This window comes from Arthrobacter sp. 92 (assembly GCF_050260325.1).
In the GTDB taxonomy this organism is placed as follows: domain Bacteria; phylum Actinomycetota; class Actinomycetes; order Actinomycetales; family Micrococcaceae; genus Arthrobacter.
Window position 1 is genome coordinate 1,341,868 of sequence record NZ_CP189863.1, and the last position, 17,807, is coordinate 1,359,674.

Consider the following 17,807-nt stretch of genomic DNA (forward strand, 5'->3'; position numbering starts at 1 on the left):
AGCTGGCAGACCTGCCGGGATGGTGCGGGGCGCTGCGTGGCCCTTGATCGGCAGGAAACGGGCCATGAGCGAGATCACGCGGGCGCTGGCTGAGTCGACGGGCGGCCTGCTGGTCACAGGTATTTCCGGCACCGGGAAAACGTTCCTCACCACCCATGCGCTTAAGCAGTTCCGGGAGGACTCACTCGTGGTCACACTGCGCTGCAGCGCGGCCATGTCCCAATCGCCATACGGAGCTCTCAATATGTTGTTGGGCGAGCTGGAACCCGGATATCTTAACCATCCTGTGCTCGTGCTCTCCGGCCTTATGCGACTCCTGCGTGAGCGTGCCCAGGGCCGGACCTTGTACCTCTTTGTTGACAACGCCGGTGAAGCCGATGAACTAACGGCCGTGACAATCGCGCAACTGGCCCGAAACCGTGCCGTGCGGCTGGTGCTAACGTGCGCGGACCCGCTCCGGCTCTCCGCTGAGATCTCAGGGCTCTGCGACGGCGGATTCCTGACCCGGGTCAATCTTGAACCCCTGACTTTCCGGGAGGCGGTCGAGTGGCTCGAGGAGGGCCTGAACGCCAAGGTTTCGCATTCGGCCGTGGAGGCCCTGTGGACGGCCAGCGACGGAAACCCGCACTACCTGAAGATGCTTGCCATGGAGCTGGCCGACTCCGGGTCCCTGGAGATGCGGGACGGGGTGTGGGTGCTGACCTCTGGCCGGCACGTGCACGGCAGGGCGATCACCGACCTCATCGCCACCCGTCTGGGCAGGATGGGCGACGCCGAACGGCGCATCCTGGAAATCCTCTCCCTGGCCGAAACCCTTCCGCTGGACACCCTTCTGAAGCTCGTCGACGCCAATGACGTTGATGCACTCGAAGAGCGCGGCGTCCTGGCCGTGGAGGACTCCCTGCCCCGGCGTGTTCGAATCCAGAGCCAACTGGTTGCCGATGTGGTCCGGGAGAACGTGCCGCCAGGGCGCAGCAGCGAACTTCGCGAGCTCGTTATCTCGGCGTCGGAGCAGTCAGTTTCCCAGCAGGCCATGGAGTTGCCATTTGCGATCTGGGCTTTGGACTGCGGTGCTGAGCTCTCGCCGGAATCGGCGTTATCCGCCGCGCGGCTCGCGAACCGCCGCTCCGACGCCGAGGTGGCCTTGCGGTTTGTCCGGACCATCCCCGGCCACCAAGGCATCGCCGCCGTGGTCACCGAAGAGGCGACGGCGCTGATGAAGCTTGGCGAAGTGGTCCAGGCCATGGACGTTATCCGCCGCTACCACGAAGCATCCGGCACTGATCCAGCCGTGGCCGAGCGGATCGATTTACTCCTTGCGGAGAGCGGCGTCCTGGCGTCCGGCCAGGCATCGGAACAACAGGCCGCTGAGTGCCTGGCCCTGGCGCGGAAGATCCTCTACGACGAGGTAACAGGTCCAACCGGCGATATTTCCGGACCGGAGCTCAGAAGGATGCGCGAAGACCTCGTGCTTGCCGAAGCCGAGGTGGCTGGATTTGCCGGGACCTATCCGGAGCTGGCCGAAAGCCTGTCCAGCGTTCTGGATGGCTCTGAGTACCACAGCCTGGACTTCAGATTGTTGGCGGCCAGCTGGCTCTGCGAGGCCTGGGCGTTGACGGGCAGGCAGGCTGAGGCCACCGCCCTCGCGGATCAGCTGAAGCAGCAATGCCTTCGCCCCGATATCCCGCTGGCCACCGCACAAACGGCGCTGTCGCGGTTGATTTGCGCCTACATGGTTGCCGCGCAATGGGACGATGCCACGGAAGTTCTCTCCAATGACGACCGGGCTCCCGTTGAAGACACCCATCGCAGGTTCACTGCCACCGAGGTTCCCGAGGCGCTTAGTGTCTGCATGCAGGGCAGGGGACGGGACGGCCTGGATCTGCTGATACCCGGAATCAGCCAGCTGCGCATTCACGATGCCCACGGGGTGCTCCCTCTCGCCTGCGCCGCTGCCGCCTATGCCGCGGCCTTGCAGGGGGATCAAGCGCATGCGTTCGCCTATCTGGCAGAGGCAGAGGCGGAACCGACGTCGACGTCCAGGCGGAAGACCTGGACGATATCAACCGCCCGGCGCTACTTCTCCGCTCTCGCGCGGGCGCAGCTGGAAGGGCCCAGGGATGCGATCGAGCAGCTCCTGAGTCTCGCGGATCAGGACCGCGTCGCCGGCACAGTGGGCCACGAACTCATTTGCCTGAGCTCGATCGTCAGACTCGGGGAAGCAGCACTGGCACCGCGGTTGCTGGCCACGGCGGCGCAGTGCCAGGGTCCGTTCGCCGATCTGTGCTCCCGGTTCGCCGGCGGCGTGATTTCCGGAAACCCGGTGGAGCTGATGGCTGCCGCGAACCTTGCGGCACGGCTGCACAACGACAGGTTCGCCCTGGACGTTGCCGAGGCAGTCCTGAACCTCGACCAGGCACAGCTGGAGAGAAGCCTCATCCGGCAGGCAAAGCACCTTGCCGAGTCCAGCCGCCGGCGACTGCGGGCGCCCCAGGACGGCCTCCACGACAGGCTCACCTTGACTGCCAGGGAGCTCCAAATAGCCCAACTGGCGGCCAGTGGCGCCAGCAACAAGTCCATAGCCGCTCAGCTGCACGTATCCGTGCGAACGGTTGAAGGACACCTTTACCAGATCTACGGCAAGTTGAAGATCGAGGAACGCCTCGAGCTTCCTGTGGCGCTTGGCAGTTCAGGAGATGATTCGGATGACTGAAACCCTTACCGCCGAGCGGCTGGTCGGACGGTTTGGCCTGGTGGCGTCCGTCGTCGACTGCCTTCTGGACGCCAACGGCCCGGGCGCCCTGATCCTTGGGGACGCCGGCATCGGCAAGACCGCCCTGATCAACGAGGTTGTCCTCGAACTGGGAAACCGCATCCGCCCGTTCTACGTCTACGCCGGACCCACGCTTTCCCATGTCCCCTACGCGGCTCTGGCACCGTTGCTGACCTCCCTCACGCCGGGGGAGACCGACCAGCCCCGCGCGGTGCTTAAAGCGCTGATGAGCGAACTGAATCCGGCGTCCCAGCGGGGCTCGGCGCAAGCGGTCCTTGTGGTCGAGGATGCCCAGCATCTGGACGACCACAGCGCCGCCGTTCTTGCCCAACTGGCCGCGGCCGAGGCTGCAAGAGTGGTACTCCTGTGCCGGCCCCACCCCTCACCCCCGCCTGAAGTGCTGTCGATGTGGTCGGAGGGACTCGTGGACCGCTTCGAGTTGCCGCCCTTGACGAAGGACGAGGTGGACGAACTCTGTGCCCGGGTCCTGGGCTCTCCACTGGTGCCCAGCGCCAGCGCGGTCCTCTTCCGTTCCTCCGGAGGGAATCCGATGTTCCTCCTGGAGCTGTTGCAGCATGCGAGGAAGCGCGGCCACCTGCTGCAGCGGAACGACACGTGGGTGTTGCTGGGCGAGCCGGGCGGGGCAACCGTCCGGCTCATGGACCTGGTGCGGAACCAGATCATCCAGTTGAACTCCGAGCAGCGCCAGGCGTTGGAGTCAGTTGCGCTCGCAGAGGCCATTCCGCTAAGCGTCCTGCAACGGGCAAGCGACAGCCGCGCGGTCGACGAGCTCAAGGAACTGCAGTTCATCGTCATTTCCCAGGATGCGGCGCGGCACGTTCGTCTCGCCCAGCCGCTGATTGGCGAAGTCATCCGCCAGCTTGTCCCCACGGCGCGCAGCGTCACGATACGGCGGCGCATTGTGGCGCTCATGGATTCGCAGCCCGAGACACTGGACGGGCGCCTTCGCCACGTGACGTGGGCCTTGGAATCGGGAGCAAGCGTTCCGGACGCCGATATCCTGGAGGCGGCCCAGCTGGCTAACCGGCTCTTCATCCCCGACTACGTCGAGCGCGTTGTGGGCGCCATCAAGGACCCGGCCGCCAAGCTCGCGGCACAGGTGGAACTGGCCCGCGCGAAGCTGTACGGCAGGGACCCGATGGGCGCAGCCCTCTGCCTGGAAGGCGTGGTGGATCAGGCTTCCGATCTACGAACGGTGCGCCAGGCATCCATGCTCGCGGCGCAACTGGCCATGGGCCATCAGGACGGGCCTGAGGATGTGCTGCGTGCCGCCGCCGCCTGGGCCAATGCGGTTTCACGGCTGGAGGGCGCCGATCCAGGGCTCGACGCGAACGAGGTGGAGACGGCTCGTCTGGGCAGCAGGCTCCTGGCCCTGCAGGGCTACCAGGCCGCAGGCCGTCATGCTGAAACCGAGAACGAACTCCAGCAAATCTGGGAGTCCACCCGGGACGACGATTCCAGGCTGTTGGCCGGCACCCTGTTGGCCGAGGTTCTGGCCTTGACCGGCCGGGCCGTGTCCGCACTCCAGATCATGATGGTCGTCCAGGATATCCTCGCCGCAAGCGGTGACCGACGCCTTGAGTACACCGAATTCGTGATGCGCCGGCATCTGCTGGCTCTCCTGCTGGCCGGCGAGCTGGATGTCCTTGACCGCTACTTGGAGAGTCACATAGCCCAGGCATCGAACTCCCTGATTTACTTTGGCGGGATGCTGCATCTGGCAGCCGGAACCGCGGATCTCCGCAGGGGAACGGTGGGCTCCGCCCTTCCAAAACTCAGCCAGGCGGCAGAGGTGCTGCGGCTCTCCGACGCAGGACGCGACCTCCCCGAGGCGTTGGCCGCCACGGCCTACGCGGCGTCCATCCTCGGCCGGGTTGAGACGGCCAGGGCAAGCGCTGACGCCTACGACGCCCTGGCCCCTGATCAGAGCCATCCGAGCCTGCTGGGGCGCGCCCACGCCGTCGCCGCGAAGGCAGACCGTATCGGTGTTCCCGCCACCGTGGCTCAACTGCTGGCCCTTGCGGACGCTGCGTCGGCCTCGGGGCTCATCAGCTACGAGGTCGATATCCTGTCGTTGGTACTCAGGCTGGGCGACCTGAGCGTGATTCAGCGCCTCGCCTCCGCGGCGGACAATTGCGAAGGCCGCAGCGCGGAGTTTGTCGCCGCATATTCCCGGGCGATCGCAGCCAAAGACGTGAGCCGTCTCGTCGAAATGAGCGACGCGGCGGCCCAGGAAGGCCTGGACCTAGCGGCTGCGGAGTGCGCGGCCCACGCACTGCGGATACTGGAGACACGGGGAGACAGACCCCGTCAGTTCGAGGCCCAGAAGCTGGTAAAACAGCGGACGGCCGCGTTGAACAAAAGCGGTCTGTCCGCTGCGGAAGTTCCGCCCGACCTGCACAAACTGACCCGGCGGGAACAGGAAATCGCCGCCCTGGTGCAGGCCTCCGCAAGCAACCGGGAAATCGCGCTTCAGCTGGGGCTGTCACTCCGTACCGTTGAAGGCCACCTGTACAGGATGTTCGCGAAACTCGGCATCAGCCACCGGGAGGACCTCGTGACGGTCGCGTACGGCGCACGCCAAGCCGGAGGTCCGGCCAGGGCGTAGCCGTCCCGGCGGTGGCAATGATCGCGTTTCCGGGGGCCCCGGCTGCCGCTGCCTGATGCGGGGCCCGTCGACGCCTTCCGCAGGCCCGGAGGACCGCTGGCTTCCTGCGCCTATTCCCGGTTTTTCAGCCTGCCCTGGGGTCCCTGGGCCCCCTTTTCATACTGTCCTCTTGGCGTGTTTCCTTGGCCTGGTTCCCTTGGCCTGCTCTTTCGACGTTGGGGTTGGGACGCTGGCGTCGTACCCGCAGCGAGTACCGATGCGAGTACTGGAGCCGAACTGGGCGGGTATCTGCCCACGGCCTCCCGGGAAGCTTCCGCAAAGACGGGTAGGGCCCACTCGCGCCCCGGCAGGTGTTTGGTTAATACGCTTTCCTTGTTGGTCCGCAGGCAAACTTTAGGAAGATGTGGGTCTCGAAATGCAGCGTTCAGCTGACACTCGGCTATTTGAATCCCCTAGTACATACCGCCGGAAACACTCCAGGATGACCAGCATCCCGCGCGCCGCGGGAACCCCATTCGAGCCGGCGACGAGTCAGGCAGCGTCCTCTGAGACCGGGACCAGCCGCCGTCCGTCGCCGGCTTTACTTCACAAGGGACAAAACGAACATCGGGAGGTCGGGTTACCGTGACACCGAATACCAAGTTGAAAAGTCATAAGGGACAGCCGACACGGGGAGCATTGGCACCGCTGCTTGAGGATGCCCACGAATGGCCCGAAGGTGCGGCCCAAGTGCAGCCCCAGGAATCCGGGGGAGCCCAAGCCGCGGAGACGGCCCTGCAGGACCTCACGTTCACCTTCGATGTTGCCATCGTTGGGCTCGGCTACGTGGGACTGCCGACGGCGCTCGCCGTCAATGCCTCCGGCCGACGCGTCCTGGGGCTTGATGTTTCCGAAGCCCGGTTGGCTGTAATCCGTTCGCAGCAGGCAGACCTGCTGGATTCCGACAAGAACCGCCTGAGCAACGCCCTGGAGGACCCGTCCTTCATGATCAGCACGGACCTGTCCCTGCTGGCACGGGCGGCGGCGGTGGTGGTTTGCGTGCCCACACCGGTCGATCCCTATCTGGTCCCGGACCTGGGGATCCTCCGTGCGGCCTGCGCCTCCGTGGTCGAGTTCGCGGTTCCGGGCCAGCTGCTGATGCTGACGTCCACCACCTACGTCGGGTCCACGAGGGACCTCCTGGCTGTGCCGCTGGCCGCCAAGGGCCTCATCCCCGGGAGGGACGTGTATGTGGCGTTTTCACCTGAACGCATCAACCCGGGCGTGGACGCTTTCTCCCACGAAGACGTCCCCAGGGTCGTGGGCGGAGTAACGCCGGCCTGTGGAGACGCGGCAGAGGCCCTGCTGAGGGCGAGCACGAAGCTGGTGCATGTGGTCCCGTCCGCCGACGTAGCGGAGATGACCAAGCTCGTGGAAAACACGTTCCGCGCGGTCAACATTGCCCTGGCGAACGAGTTTGCCGATATCTGCCACCAACTCGGGATGGAGGTCATGGACGTCATCGACGCGGCATCCACCAAGCCCTACGGGTTTATGCCATTCACGCCGGGTCCCGGCGTGGGCGGCCACTGCATTCCCTGCGACCCGCACTACCTCCTGTGGCAACTGCGCAAGGCGCGGATGACGGCCCCGGTGATTGAACACGCCATGGCCGGAATCGCCGGCAGGCCGCACCAGGTGGTGGACAAGGCACGCCGCATCCTCTCGGACCGCAATCACGGCATCGCCGGGGCGCGCGTGCTGGTGCTCGGCGTAGCCTACAAGCCGGATGTTGAAGACCTTCGTGAATCGCCGGCGCTGGAGATCATCTCCGAACTCATCGCCGACGGCGCGGTGGTGGCGTATCACGATCCGTGGTGCCCGACGGCGCCGGACGGGGCAGGCGGTGAGCTGGCCTCCCTGGAAGAGCCGGCGGCTTGGGATTCGGATCTGGTCATCCTTCACACGAGGCACTCGGCGATGGACGTTGCTTGGCTGCAGGACGTGCCCGCGGTTCTCGACACCACGTACCGGCTTGCCGCCGGACCCAACGTCACCAGATTGTGACCCCGCGTTTGCGCTGGGAAGCAAAGGAAGAAGGAGAAGTGAAAACAGCAATCACCGGCGGTGCCGGCTTCATCGGAAGCCATCTTGTGGAGCACCTCCTGGCGGCCGGCGACAAGGTCACAGTCTTGGACGACCTGTCCACCGGACGGCTGGAGAACCTCCGGAACGTGATTGGTCACCGCGATTTCCGCTTCGTTGAGGGCAGCATCCTGGACCGGGCGGCAGTGGACAATGTCGTTGCTGGCGCCGACCGGGTCTTCCATCTTGCCGCGGCCGTGGGCGTGAACCTGATCGTCGAACACCCGCTGGAGAGCCTGCGCACCAATATCCACGGAACTGAAGTGGTGCTGGACTCTGTCCTGGAGGCCGGGGCTAGCCTGCTGCTTGCATCAACGAGCGAGATCTATGGCAAGAACACCTCGGACAGCCTCTCCGAGGAATCGGACCGAATCCTCGGTTCCGCCTTGAAATCCCGCTGGACCTACGCCGCAGCCAAGGGCATCGACGAGGCGTTCGCCCACGCCTATTGGCGGCAGTTTGGACTTCCCGTGGCCATTGTGCGGCTTTTCAACACGGTGGGCCCCCGGCAGACGGGGAGGTACGGCATGGTGGTCCCACGCCTGGTTAAGCAGGCGCTCGCCGGTGAGCCGCTGACTGTCTACGGCGATGGACACCAGACACGGTGTTTTTCGTACGTCGGGGACATCGTGCCGGCCATTACCAGGATCTCCGAGGAGACCGCGGCCTACGGCAACGCCTACAACCTTGGCGGCAGCTACGAGATTTCCATCCTGACCCTGGCACAGCGGATTGTGGAGCTGCTGGGGAGCGAAAGCACCATCCAACTGGTGCCTTACGAGCAGGCCTACGCGGAGGGTTACGAGGACATGCGAAGGCGGGTGCCCAACAATGGAAAGGCACGCAGCCTGGTGGGATTTGATCCCAAGACAACGCTGGATCAGATCATCCTGAACGTTGCCGCTGATAACCGACCCAATACGGCACCCGATCCGAAGGCCTGGAAAGTCACCATGGCGGCAGGCTGATCACTGCTAACGGTTCCGGGGAGTGCCGGGATACCGGCACTCCCAATTTTTTTCACACTGCAACGAATCCGGGGGGAAACGTGAACAAGTCAGCGTTGCGGCGCAGTCAGCGCCCGAGCGGAGCCGTGGCGGTCGCCTTGACTCTTGCGTTGCTCGCCTCTGCCTGCACACCAAATAAGCCTGCTCCGGAGGACCGCGGCAAGGAAAAGTACCCGTGGCACACCAATATTGTGGCAACAACGTTCTGGGTGGGCGAAGTCTTCGACCCCACCGCCGAGGACGGCAGCCAGGTGACCTCCACCTACGATTCACGGTGGATGGCGAGCTACGGCGGGTGCGACGGCGTGACCACGAAGGATGGTTGCCAGACTGAAGCGAGGGCTGGTTCCAACGGCTATGCTCCGAGCGCCGTAAAGCCAAAGGAAAATCCGTTCTACCTCGATCTTCCCTATGACGACATCAATAATCCGGCGGCGTTTAACGAAAGGGCCACGGTCATCCCGTGGGCCAACGACGAGGGCTACAAAGGCCAGGCGACGAACCGGTCATTCAGCTACATGAAGAACCGCTGGGTGAAGATCCGCAAGGGCGACAAGGTCTGCTATGGGCAAATTCAGGATGCGGGTCCGGGCGAATACCAGGACAAGGCCTACGTCTTCGGGTCCGACGATGCGCGCCCGGCCAACAAGAAATTCAACAACGCGGGCATGGATGTCTCGCCTGCGCTCAATGGGTGCCTGGGGTTCAGCGACCTGAACGGCGAATCGGACAAAGTCGACTGGCAATTTGTTGACCAGAAGGATGTTGCTCCCGGACCCTGGCTCAACATCGTGACCGTCAGCCAAGTGAAATAGTCCCCGGTAACGCCCCACCCGAAGTCAATCGAGCACACTCCCGGAGGTATCCAATGCGATGGTTCAAGAAGCTCTTCCAGCACAACCACGGCCGGCACCTTGCCCGCCCTTTGGAAGCCAGGGACGCCGTAAAGGAGAAGTAGAACCGGGTCCCGCGGCCCCTGGCCGGAAGACCTCCGGTTCAGCCCATCCGGCCAGGGAGCGCCCCGCCCAGCAGTTCGGAGAACCGGGTGTTTCCTTGATCCAGTCCGCTGCAAATATGGCTGGCGGCGTCGCTGTTGGCTCCCGGGGCGCAGGGGACATCCCGGTTCAATGACCACATGGAAAGTCGCTGAATGCCGCGGTTCAACGCGTAGTCCTTCAGGTTCCGCGCGGCGTCCTGATCGAAGAATTCTCCCGGCAGGTCGTTGCGGCCGATCATGGGCGTAACGCCCAGTTTCTTCCACGCCTGTTCGCTGCTGAGGTTGATGCCGGCCCGCTGGTAGAGGATGCCCAACTGGTCGTGCGTGGCGTCGGCCGCGGCCGTCGCCGCATCGGACATGGTCTGGGAACCGCTGCGGCTGGCCCCATAGTTCATGGTCATGATGTTCACTCCCGCCAGGTCCACGCCGGCCTCGAGCATCTGATTGATGGCGGTGATCCCGGGATCCGTCAGTCCCCGTGGCGTCACGGGCAACGTCATCCAGACGCCGAGCTTCTTCCCTGAGGTGCCGCGGTCCCCCTGCAAGGCGGCGATTGCCTTTGCGCGGCGCTGCCCGGCGGCTTCATCGAGCAAGTTCGCATCCTCGAGATCGAATTCGATGAAGGCGGGGTCGTAACGCTCCACCACGTCCCGGTAGGCGACCCGGAGCTGGGATTCGTCCTGGCACGAGCTGGCGAGTTCAGTGTTCAGAGCGCCGCCGAAGGAAACAGATGCGGAGCCTCCCTTGGACCGGAGTGCCGCTATTCGCTTGTCCAGGCCCAGGACGCGCCCGGCCTCGTCAAGGCTGTAGCCCGTGCCCCAGCTTGCAGCGCAAGGACGGTCGGGTGAGGCAACGATGAACGCCAGGACCACGTCCTTGGTGCTGGGAGTCGACGCCTGTTCAAAGGCGTAGGGGGGCGAAACCGTGACATCCACATACCCTGCAAACCACGTCGGGTTCGACGCCCCCGCATCCAGGCCGGACCGCCAGCTCCAGAAAAAGATGACGGAGGCCAGGATCGCCGCTATGGCACCCGCGGTGACGAGCGGGCTGGAAAGCCCGCGGGTGTGCATTCCCTCCCCGCGCAGGGCCGCCCCTATCCTGGCGATGGGGGATCGCGGCGGCGTGGACCCGGCTTCATTGCCCGGGCCGGCGCCGCGAATATTTATCATCTGAACCCCCCGTGCCCCGTCCGCTCTGCGATGACACCATTTCACCACGGCCGGGGGCGCGGGGGCTCTACTTCTCCTGTGAACACGAGTGCCGGCCGATGCCCGACGAGTACCAAATCGAGTAGAGGCCGCCGCATCGGCCGGCGGTCACTGAGAAAGACGGGTAGGGACCACTCGTGCCGCTGGTACTTCCTGTTAATAGGCTGTGAATGTCGGATAGTTCGAAAGTTCCGGGGGAGAATCGGGTCTCACAATGGGAATGGACGCACCACTGCGGGCGAAAACCTGCAGCCAAGCCCTTGAATGGCAGTTTGCGGCCCGGCGGTCAGCGACACAACAGCCTGCCACCGCTGCAACACCGCAGAACACGCAGTGGGCTGGAGCGGCCAGGTTGTTCTCCTTTGTTCCAGCCGACGACGCTGCCACTCGGCAGCCAGCTCCGGCGATTTGGCCCGGGGCCCATGAACGGGGGTCGGTGGCGAACAAGCCTTTGAGACCAAGGCTTCCCCCCAGTCGTCACCGACCCCTTCAACGTGCACAACCATGGAGTTGCCGCAGCCGGGGGGAACCTCAGGCGGCCGGTCAATCCGGAGGACGGTGCGAGAGGGGCTACCTGCCATGACCCCAACACAAGCTTGGGAGCAAGCGGATAACAGCCAAGGCGATCCGTTCTGGTCCAGGCTCACAACACGAGTCGAGCGAACCACGGAAGCCGGTGCCGCCTGGGGTGTAGACGGCCTCCAGCAATCGGTCATGTCAGCCGAGGCGGCAGGCGGCGCTCGGCAGCTGGATTGCCATGACATCGATGAAGGCGGCGCACCCCGCTCCGTGAGTCCGAAAGTGTTCATCGATTTTGTCCAATGGCTGGCATCGTATGGCGAGAACACCGAAGCACCCACGCAATTTGAGCTTTACTGCCGCAACACGGTTGGCACCTGGACTTATTGGACAGCCAGCCCCCCCCCCGGTCTCCCACCCGAACTGCTTACCAGCAGGTGGAGTGGACCGCACCGCCCACGCCGGCAGACGCCGTCGGCATCAGTTCTGGTTTGAATTTGTTCAGCAATGGGGAGTTGGCAACGGATCACTACGAATTGTTTGATACGGGGGCTCCCGCAGCCCCGTAGGCCAGCCCGTCGGCAGCAAAGAGGCTCCGCGGGTTCGAAATCAAGAATTGAGTCGATTCCCATGAAGATCAAATTTTCCGGTTTTTTTGGACGTCAGCTGTTCGTCGACGTTGGGCAGCGCCGGAGAACGAATTGGGAGGAACCTTCGGCGTCGATATCACTTAAAATTGTGGGAGCGAGGCAGCCATGATTATCCTCTACGCGATTTTGGTCCTGGGCGTCAGCACCATCTTCTGGTCCCTTGTGGGCCTGATCCGGCTGGCCACCGAACAGTACGTCAAGCGCATAGCGCTTGGCCCCACCTTCGGGGTGCGGGTTGCGCGGATGCTGCAGAGGTTGCCTTTTGGGATCGCTGCCCGCGGGCTTTCGAACGGCCCGCGGTCCCGGGGAGGGGCAAGCAGCCGGCCACTCCAGAGAAGCCAACTCCAGCAGGAGCACGGCCGCCACCGGGCCCGGGGCGTCCGGATACTTCCGGCAAACGTAGCTGTGTTGATCGCCGCCCACAATGAGGCACTGGTCATCAGTGAAACCATCCGGGCGGCCGCGGCACTTGTGCCGGTGCGCAACATCCATGTGATTTCGGATATGTCCGCCGATGATACGGCGGCGCTCGCCCGTGCCGCAGGGGTGAAGGTGCTGGAACTGGAAGCGAACAGGGGAAAGGCCGGGGCGCTGGCCGAAGGAATTGCCCACTTTGACCTGTGCAGGAAGTTCAAGGTCGTGATGTTGCTGGATGCGGACACGCGCCCTACGCCGGACTATCTGGAGACCGGGCTGCCGCTCTTTTCCGATCCCTCCGTGGTGGCCGTTGCCGGGCGGGCCAGATCCATCACCACACCGCCGCCCTCCACCGCGCTGGGCCGGTTCCTGGTGGCTTACCGTGACCGGCTTTATGTTGTGGTCCAACTGCTGCTGAAGTATGGCCAGGCGGCGCGGGGGGCGAACGTCGTTTCGATCGTTCCGGGCTTCGCCAGTATGTACCGCACCAGCGCCCTGGCCAAGATCAAGGTGCTGGCCCCGGGCCTGGTGATCGAGGACTTCAATATGACGTTCGAGATCCATGCGAAGAAGCTGGGCCGGATCGCTTTCCACCCATCCGCCGCAGTGGCCTACACGCAGGACCCGGACAACCTCCAGGACTACATCAAGCAGGTGCGCCGGTGGATTCTGGGCTTTTGGCAGACGGTTCGTCGCCATGGGCTGCAGGCCGGGAAATTCTGGATGGTGCTGCTGCTGTACATGGTGGAACTGGTGATGAGTTGCATCTTCTTTGTGCTGTTGATCCCGGTATTCCTGTTATCTGTCGTTGCCTCCATGCAGGTCCATAACTTTGGCGGCGACGCGCAATCGTTCGTTCTTCTCTCGGGACTGCTGCGGCCTCAGGACGTGCTGCTGGGGGTCCTTATTCCAGACTTCATTTTGAGCATTGTGGCGGCCATCGCCTTACGCCGCCCGAGCCTGCTCTTGATGGCCCCGCTGTTTCCCCTGGTGCGGATCCTCGACTCCGTGATTTGCCTTATGGTTCTTCCCCGGGCCTTTTCCACCGTGTCTTCGGGGGTCTGGGCCAGTCCGCTCCGCCGCGTTCAGGGTGAGAGCAGGGAGTTGGCCGAGGCCACCGCGGGCGCAGGGGGTCCGCGCTAGGGCGGTGGCGGGAAACAACGGCCGGTGGGGAACTTCCGCGCCCCCGCCGAAGGACGGTTAAGTCCGGCGGCAGGGGCGCGGAAGGCTCCCGTTTCCTGACGAAGCGGGTGAGCTGCGGTTTCGACGAACCGGGCTACTGGCTCACACCCGAGGTGGTAACCACGCTCAGCCACGGGCCGGCCGGGACGTTCGCACGGTCCACGAACGCCCACGATACGTGGTCGCCGCTTCCGTTGAGCTCGGCAAAGCCGAGGCAGCCGTTCAGCGCAGGGGATACATCCATTCCTGCTCCCTGGCTGGCGTCGGCCGAGAAATCGGTGTTTGCAGGGCGGGCGTTGCTGGTGCCGAAGACGTAACCCGCGTCGTGGTAGGCAGAGCCGCTGGAGGGTCCGGCATCTTCAACCTGGCCGTAGCAGACCTTGCCATTGGGTCCTGTGAGCTGGACCCACTGGTTCTTCATGTACGAGTAGCTCCCGTCGGCGCAATGGTTGACGCCGGTCGCAGCGTTATCTGCCGCGGCCCACGGGATCACCTGGCACCGCTGCTGGAACGCCACGGTGTCGTTGACGTCGTCATACGGCAAGTCGAGGTAGAACGGGTTCTGCAGTGGCTTGGGCTGATGCTTCGGGAAGTAGCCATTGGAAGCGTCACGGGCCTCGGTGGCACACGTGAAGCCGCTGCCCGAACCGGAACTGACACCGTCGCAGCCACCATAGATGCTCCCGGGGCAGCCGGAAGCTCCGGCCGGAGTCGTGCCCCCGTTAATACCCGTGTGTGCGAAGGCCCACTGTCCGTTGTACGTGGAGCACACCTGTGAGCCGTCGGACAGGCTCGCGTTGAAGATTTCGCCCACCCAGAACGTGGTGCTGACGATATTGGTGTGGAGGGGATAGGCGCCCGGAGCGCGGGCCGGAGCCACAGCAGCCGGTGCGACCGCCGTTGCCGGCGCCGCGGCGCTCGGCTGCGGGGCCGCCACTGACGGTGCGGGCGCGGGAGCGGCGACGGTGGTCGTCGCCGCGGTTGGAGCCGGCGTCGTTGGAGCCGGCGTCGAGCTTGGGGATGGTGAGGCGGAGCCGGAGGCCGAGGCCGAGGCCGAAGGCGTGGTGCGGGCCGCCCGGCTGGCCGAGGCCGAAGGGCTGGACGCTGATTGCGCCGCGCAGCCAACTGTCAATCCGCCGACAAGGAGGATCAACACAGCCATCATGAGGGTTGTGGTTAAGCGTTTCATTAATTTGGGATACATATCTGTTGGGGACATTAACATGCTCGGCAGGGCCCGCGGGGGCACTCTGAGCACGGGTCATGACCGCCCGACAGGGCGCGGCGGATGCCGGCGCGCGTGAAGAAAGCCGGTGGTGAAACCAGCTGAGCCGTTTACTCCCCAGAAGCAGCTAGCGAGACCGTCATGAGACCCGTAGAGACCGTTAATACGCGCCCAACTCTACACGGGCGGCGTGAGTAGCCCGACCCGGACTGCGCGCAGCAGGCTGGATTTTCGAGTAGTCACTACTCGCGCAACTGCGTCCGGACGGTGGGTAGCGTTGTAGTTGTTAATGCCGGCAGGAGATTGGGGGCAGTCCGGAACGTTGGGCTCCGGTGGCTAGAGGAATCGACGAAACCATGGAACTGAGGGCTGGGAGTGCATCTTTCCCCCCGGTCATACGTGCGGCCGAGCTCAAGGCTGTGGTGCGCGCGCTGGCCGGGTCCGAAAGTTCAGGAGTGATCGTCACAGGCCCTGCCGGCTCCGGCCGGTCCACGCTCCTTGACGCCGCCGCCGATGTGTTGTCCCGGCAGTTTGCGGTTGGCACATACAGCATTCCGGAGTCATGCGCGCGCACGAAGTTGGGCATCGGGGCCATACTCGCCCCTGATTTGCCCGCAGGGGCCAAGGTATCGCCCCTCACGATTGTCCGGGCCTGCCGGGACGCCCTCCGGAACCGGGATCCCGGCGCCACGGGAATCGTCGTGGTACTGGATAACGTGGACCATTTGGACGGCCTCTCGCTCTGGGTGCTTAGCCAACTCCTTGCCGAGCCCGACATCAAGATTCTCGCCAGCCATCGCTCGGACCGGCAATTGCAGATGAGCCTGATGGAGGCGGTGGTGGCGAGGCAGCTGTCCGTGGTCTCGCTGGAGGCTCTCACCCCGGAACGGATGCGCCACTACCTTCAGCTGCTCCTGCCTGCCCGGCCCAATCGCGCACTGATCAAGGCAGTCCACGCACAATCGGGCGGAAGCCCGCTCATGGCTCTTTGGCTGACCGAGAAGGCGCTGGCCGACGGCGATATCGTGGTGCAGTCCGGAACCTGCGTCCTGATGCGTGCGCTGGCATCCCATGGCAGGCAGGAGGAGGACCTGGCGCGGCTGAGGCTGGGCGCCTTGACCCCGGAGGAACGCCGCGTGGTTGACTGCCTGGCGGCAGGCGAGCCGGCGCCCTTGGCGGCGTTGACCCACATGGCTCCGCCGGAGACTTTGACGGCCTTGGAACAGCGGGACATTATCCAGATTCGGCGGGACGGTCACGCCGCCGTCTGCCTGCGCCATCCCCTTGAAGGGGAGGTCGCGCGGCAGGAGTTATCCGGAGCGCGGGCACGGGAACTGCGCGGTAGGCTCTTCAGTCAGCCGGCGCCGCTGCGGGACGACTCGCTGTGGGACTTCCTGCGGCGGGTGGACAGCGACCTGGACAACGGCACCATGGTGCCGGACCTGGACCTGATGGCGGTCGCCACAACCGCGAACAACCTCTACGACAGCCACCGTGCCCTCCGCGCCGCCGAAGCCGTGAGGGCCCCCGAGCTGCACCTTCTGGCCCAGACCGAAATGGCCCGGGCCTGGTTTCATCTGAGGAAATACGGCAAGAGCGTGGCTCTGCTCAGAACCCTGGTGGACACCACCCCTGCTGTCCTCAGCATCGAATTTGCGCGGGCCGTGGCGTTGCTGATTCAAGCGCTTGTTCCCACAAACCCGGGCAGGGACGCCTTACAGGCCGTCCTGGACAGGGCCAGGCAGCGGTTGAGCATGGCAGCTGCGGCCTCCGGGGGTGATAGTGCCGCCGACAATTACCAGCACGCGGTGGAGGACGAACTGGACGTTCTCCAGCTGTACCTGGAATCGAGGGATGGAACGTGGCCCAGCCCATCAGGGGAGCTGTTCCACCGGCTTTGTCCGGACCGGGCTGCAGCGGGCGCCGACAGCGAGGCCAGCACCGACATTGGCCCGGACCCAGTTCCCGGAAGCCACGCGGGCATTCTCCTGCTGGCGCTCGCTTCGCAGGGGTTGTCCGCACGCGGCCAGCTTGCCGACGCGGTCGCACTTTCCAGCCGCGCGCTCGGCGCCGTGGAATGCCTGCCCCGCTGCAACGTTGATTTCCATTCCACGGTGCTCACCATCCACGCCTCCAACCTGACCAGGCTGGGGCAGTCGCCGGAGACCGGGTCGGCGGCCGCCGATTGCGCCGGGAGCACGCGATGGATGAGTTATCCCGGTGGCCCCATGCAGCTTTTTCGGGCGATGATGTTGTGCCGGCACACCGGTGCGGGCCACCCGGGGCAGCCGTGCCAGGAGCCGTGGCAGGGGGACGCCGGAGATCCCGATGACCTCCTGACCCTGACGCTGGGGACCCAGGCAACCGCCGCGTGGCTGACCTGGGACCTCGATCAGCTGCGGAGCTCACCGGCCCCGCGGGGCGGCCACCCCGCGGGCGGGGGATTCATTGCCGGGCCGACCGGGGAATATGCCACGGTGCCTGCCGTTTCTGCGCCTGATGCGGCTACACCCGCCCGATATTTCACGGCCGCCACATCCGCGAATGCGGTTGGTTCCCGCCAGCGCGGAGTCCGCAACCCGGTAACCGCCGGTGGAAACCGCGGACGCCGGGCAATGGAACTGCTCAACCTCGGCGTTGCGCCACGGGCAGAGACGCCGCGGCCCGGGGAAGGGCCGCCGGACTGGAACTGGGGAAGCGTTGCCGGCAGGGGGGCACTCCCCGTCGATTCCCTGGACTGGCTGCCCGTCGGGTCTCGACGCCAGCCGGTGGGGGGCATGGCCGGGGTCCAACCCGGCTCCGGGGAAGGACGCGGCACCGGTGCGGACACCGCAAAGCTCTCCGCGAGGGAGCGTGAAGTGGCGGTCCTGGTGGTCTCCGGACTGGGGAGCGCCGACGTCGCCGCTCGGCTCGGCATCGCAGTCAATACGGTCAATGCGCATCTGCAAAGGATCTACGGGAAACTCGGTGTTTCCCGGCGCCGTGAGCTGGCCGAACTCTGGCGGAACCAGAACGCCGGGCAGCAGTAACCGTTCCCGGAACTGCCCTGCGGCATTAGTGGGACAATGGTGGT

Annotated in this window: 9 protein-coding genes; 7 read left to right on the forward strand and 2 right to left on the reverse strand. The window is 64.9% G+C overall.

All coding sequences use genetic code 11. From position 1 onward, the window contains the following. Positions 1-19 precede the first annotated feature (19 nt). The 5 genes from ACP4XC_RS06150 to ACP4XC_RS06170 all read left to right on the forward strand — a co-directional run bounded on the left by ACP4XC_RS06150 (position 20) and on the right by ACP4XC_RS06170 (position 9,348). A complete protein-coding gene (locus tag ACP4XC_RS06150) occupies positions 20-2,713 on the forward strand; it encodes a LuxR C-terminal-related transcriptional regulator (RefSeq protein WP_427175033.1) in 2,694 nt (897 codons plus the stop codon). After that, on the forward strand, positions 2,706-5,402 hold the full coding sequence (locus ACP4XC_RS06155) for a LuxR C-terminal-related transcriptional regulator (RefSeq protein WP_427173973.1): 2,697 nt from the start codon (positions 2,706-2,708) through the stop codon (positions 5,400-5,402). Before ACP4XC_RS06150 ends, ACP4XC_RS06155 begins: the two co-directional genes overlap by 8 nt. A 678-nt stretch (positions 5,403-6,080) precedes the next feature. Further along, positions 6,081-7,448, forward strand: a complete 1,368-nt coding sequence (locus tag ACP4XC_RS06160) for a nucleotide sugar dehydrogenase (protein ID WP_427173974.1) — start codon at positions 6,081-6,083, stop codon at positions 7,446-7,448. 38 nt (positions 7,449-7,486) lie between these two features. After that, positions 7,487-8,494 (forward strand): dTDP-glucose 4,6-dehydratase, encoded by a 1,008-nt coding sequence (locus ACP4XC_RS06165; RefSeq protein ID WP_427173975.1) that lies wholly within the window; start codon positions 7,487-7,489, stop codon positions 8,492-8,494. Positions 8,495-8,619: 125 nt separating this feature from the next. Continuing rightward, complete coding sequence (locus ACP4XC_RS06170; protein WP_427173976.1) at positions 8,620-9,348, forward strand: hypothetical protein; 729 nt, start codon at positions 8,620-8,622, stop codon at positions 9,346-9,348. A 181-nt stretch (positions 9,349-9,529) separates the two neighbouring features. On the opposite strand, the gene ACP4XC_RS06175 is transcribed toward ACP4XC_RS06170, so the two are convergent. Continuing rightward, positions 9,530-10,702: a chitinase gene (locus ACP4XC_RS06175; protein ID WP_427173977.1), complete on the reverse strand. Its 1,173-nt coding sequence runs from the start codon at positions 10,700-10,702 to the stop codon at positions 9,530-9,532. Between the two features lie 1,313 nt (positions 10,703-12,015). On the opposite strand from ACP4XC_RS06175, the gene ACP4XC_RS06180 reads away from it, so the two are divergent. Beyond that, positions 12,016-13,470 carry a glycosyltransferase family 2 protein gene (locus ACP4XC_RS06180; protein ID WP_427173978.1) on the forward strand — a complete coding sequence of 485 codons (1,455 nt, stop codon included), beginning with the start codon at positions 12,016-12,018 and terminating at the stop codon, positions 13,468-13,470. A 133-nt stretch (positions 13,471-13,603) separates the two neighbouring features. On the opposite strand, the gene ACP4XC_RS06185 is transcribed toward ACP4XC_RS06180, so the two are convergent. Then, positions 13,604-14,698, reverse strand: coding sequence for a hypothetical protein (locus ACP4XC_RS06185; protein WP_427173979.1), 1,095 nt, complete (start codon positions 14,696-14,698; stop codon positions 13,604-13,606). Between the two features lie 392 nt (positions 14,699-15,090). Here ACP4XC_RS06185 and ACP4XC_RS06190 point away from each other — a divergent pair, with 392 nt between their 5' ends. Then, positions 15,091-17,763: a LuxR C-terminal-related transcriptional regulator gene (locus ACP4XC_RS06190; protein WP_427173980.1), complete on the forward strand. Its 2,673-nt coding sequence runs from the start codon at positions 15,091-15,093 to the stop codon at positions 17,761-17,763. The last annotated feature ends 44 nt before the right edge of the window (positions 17,764-17,807 follow it).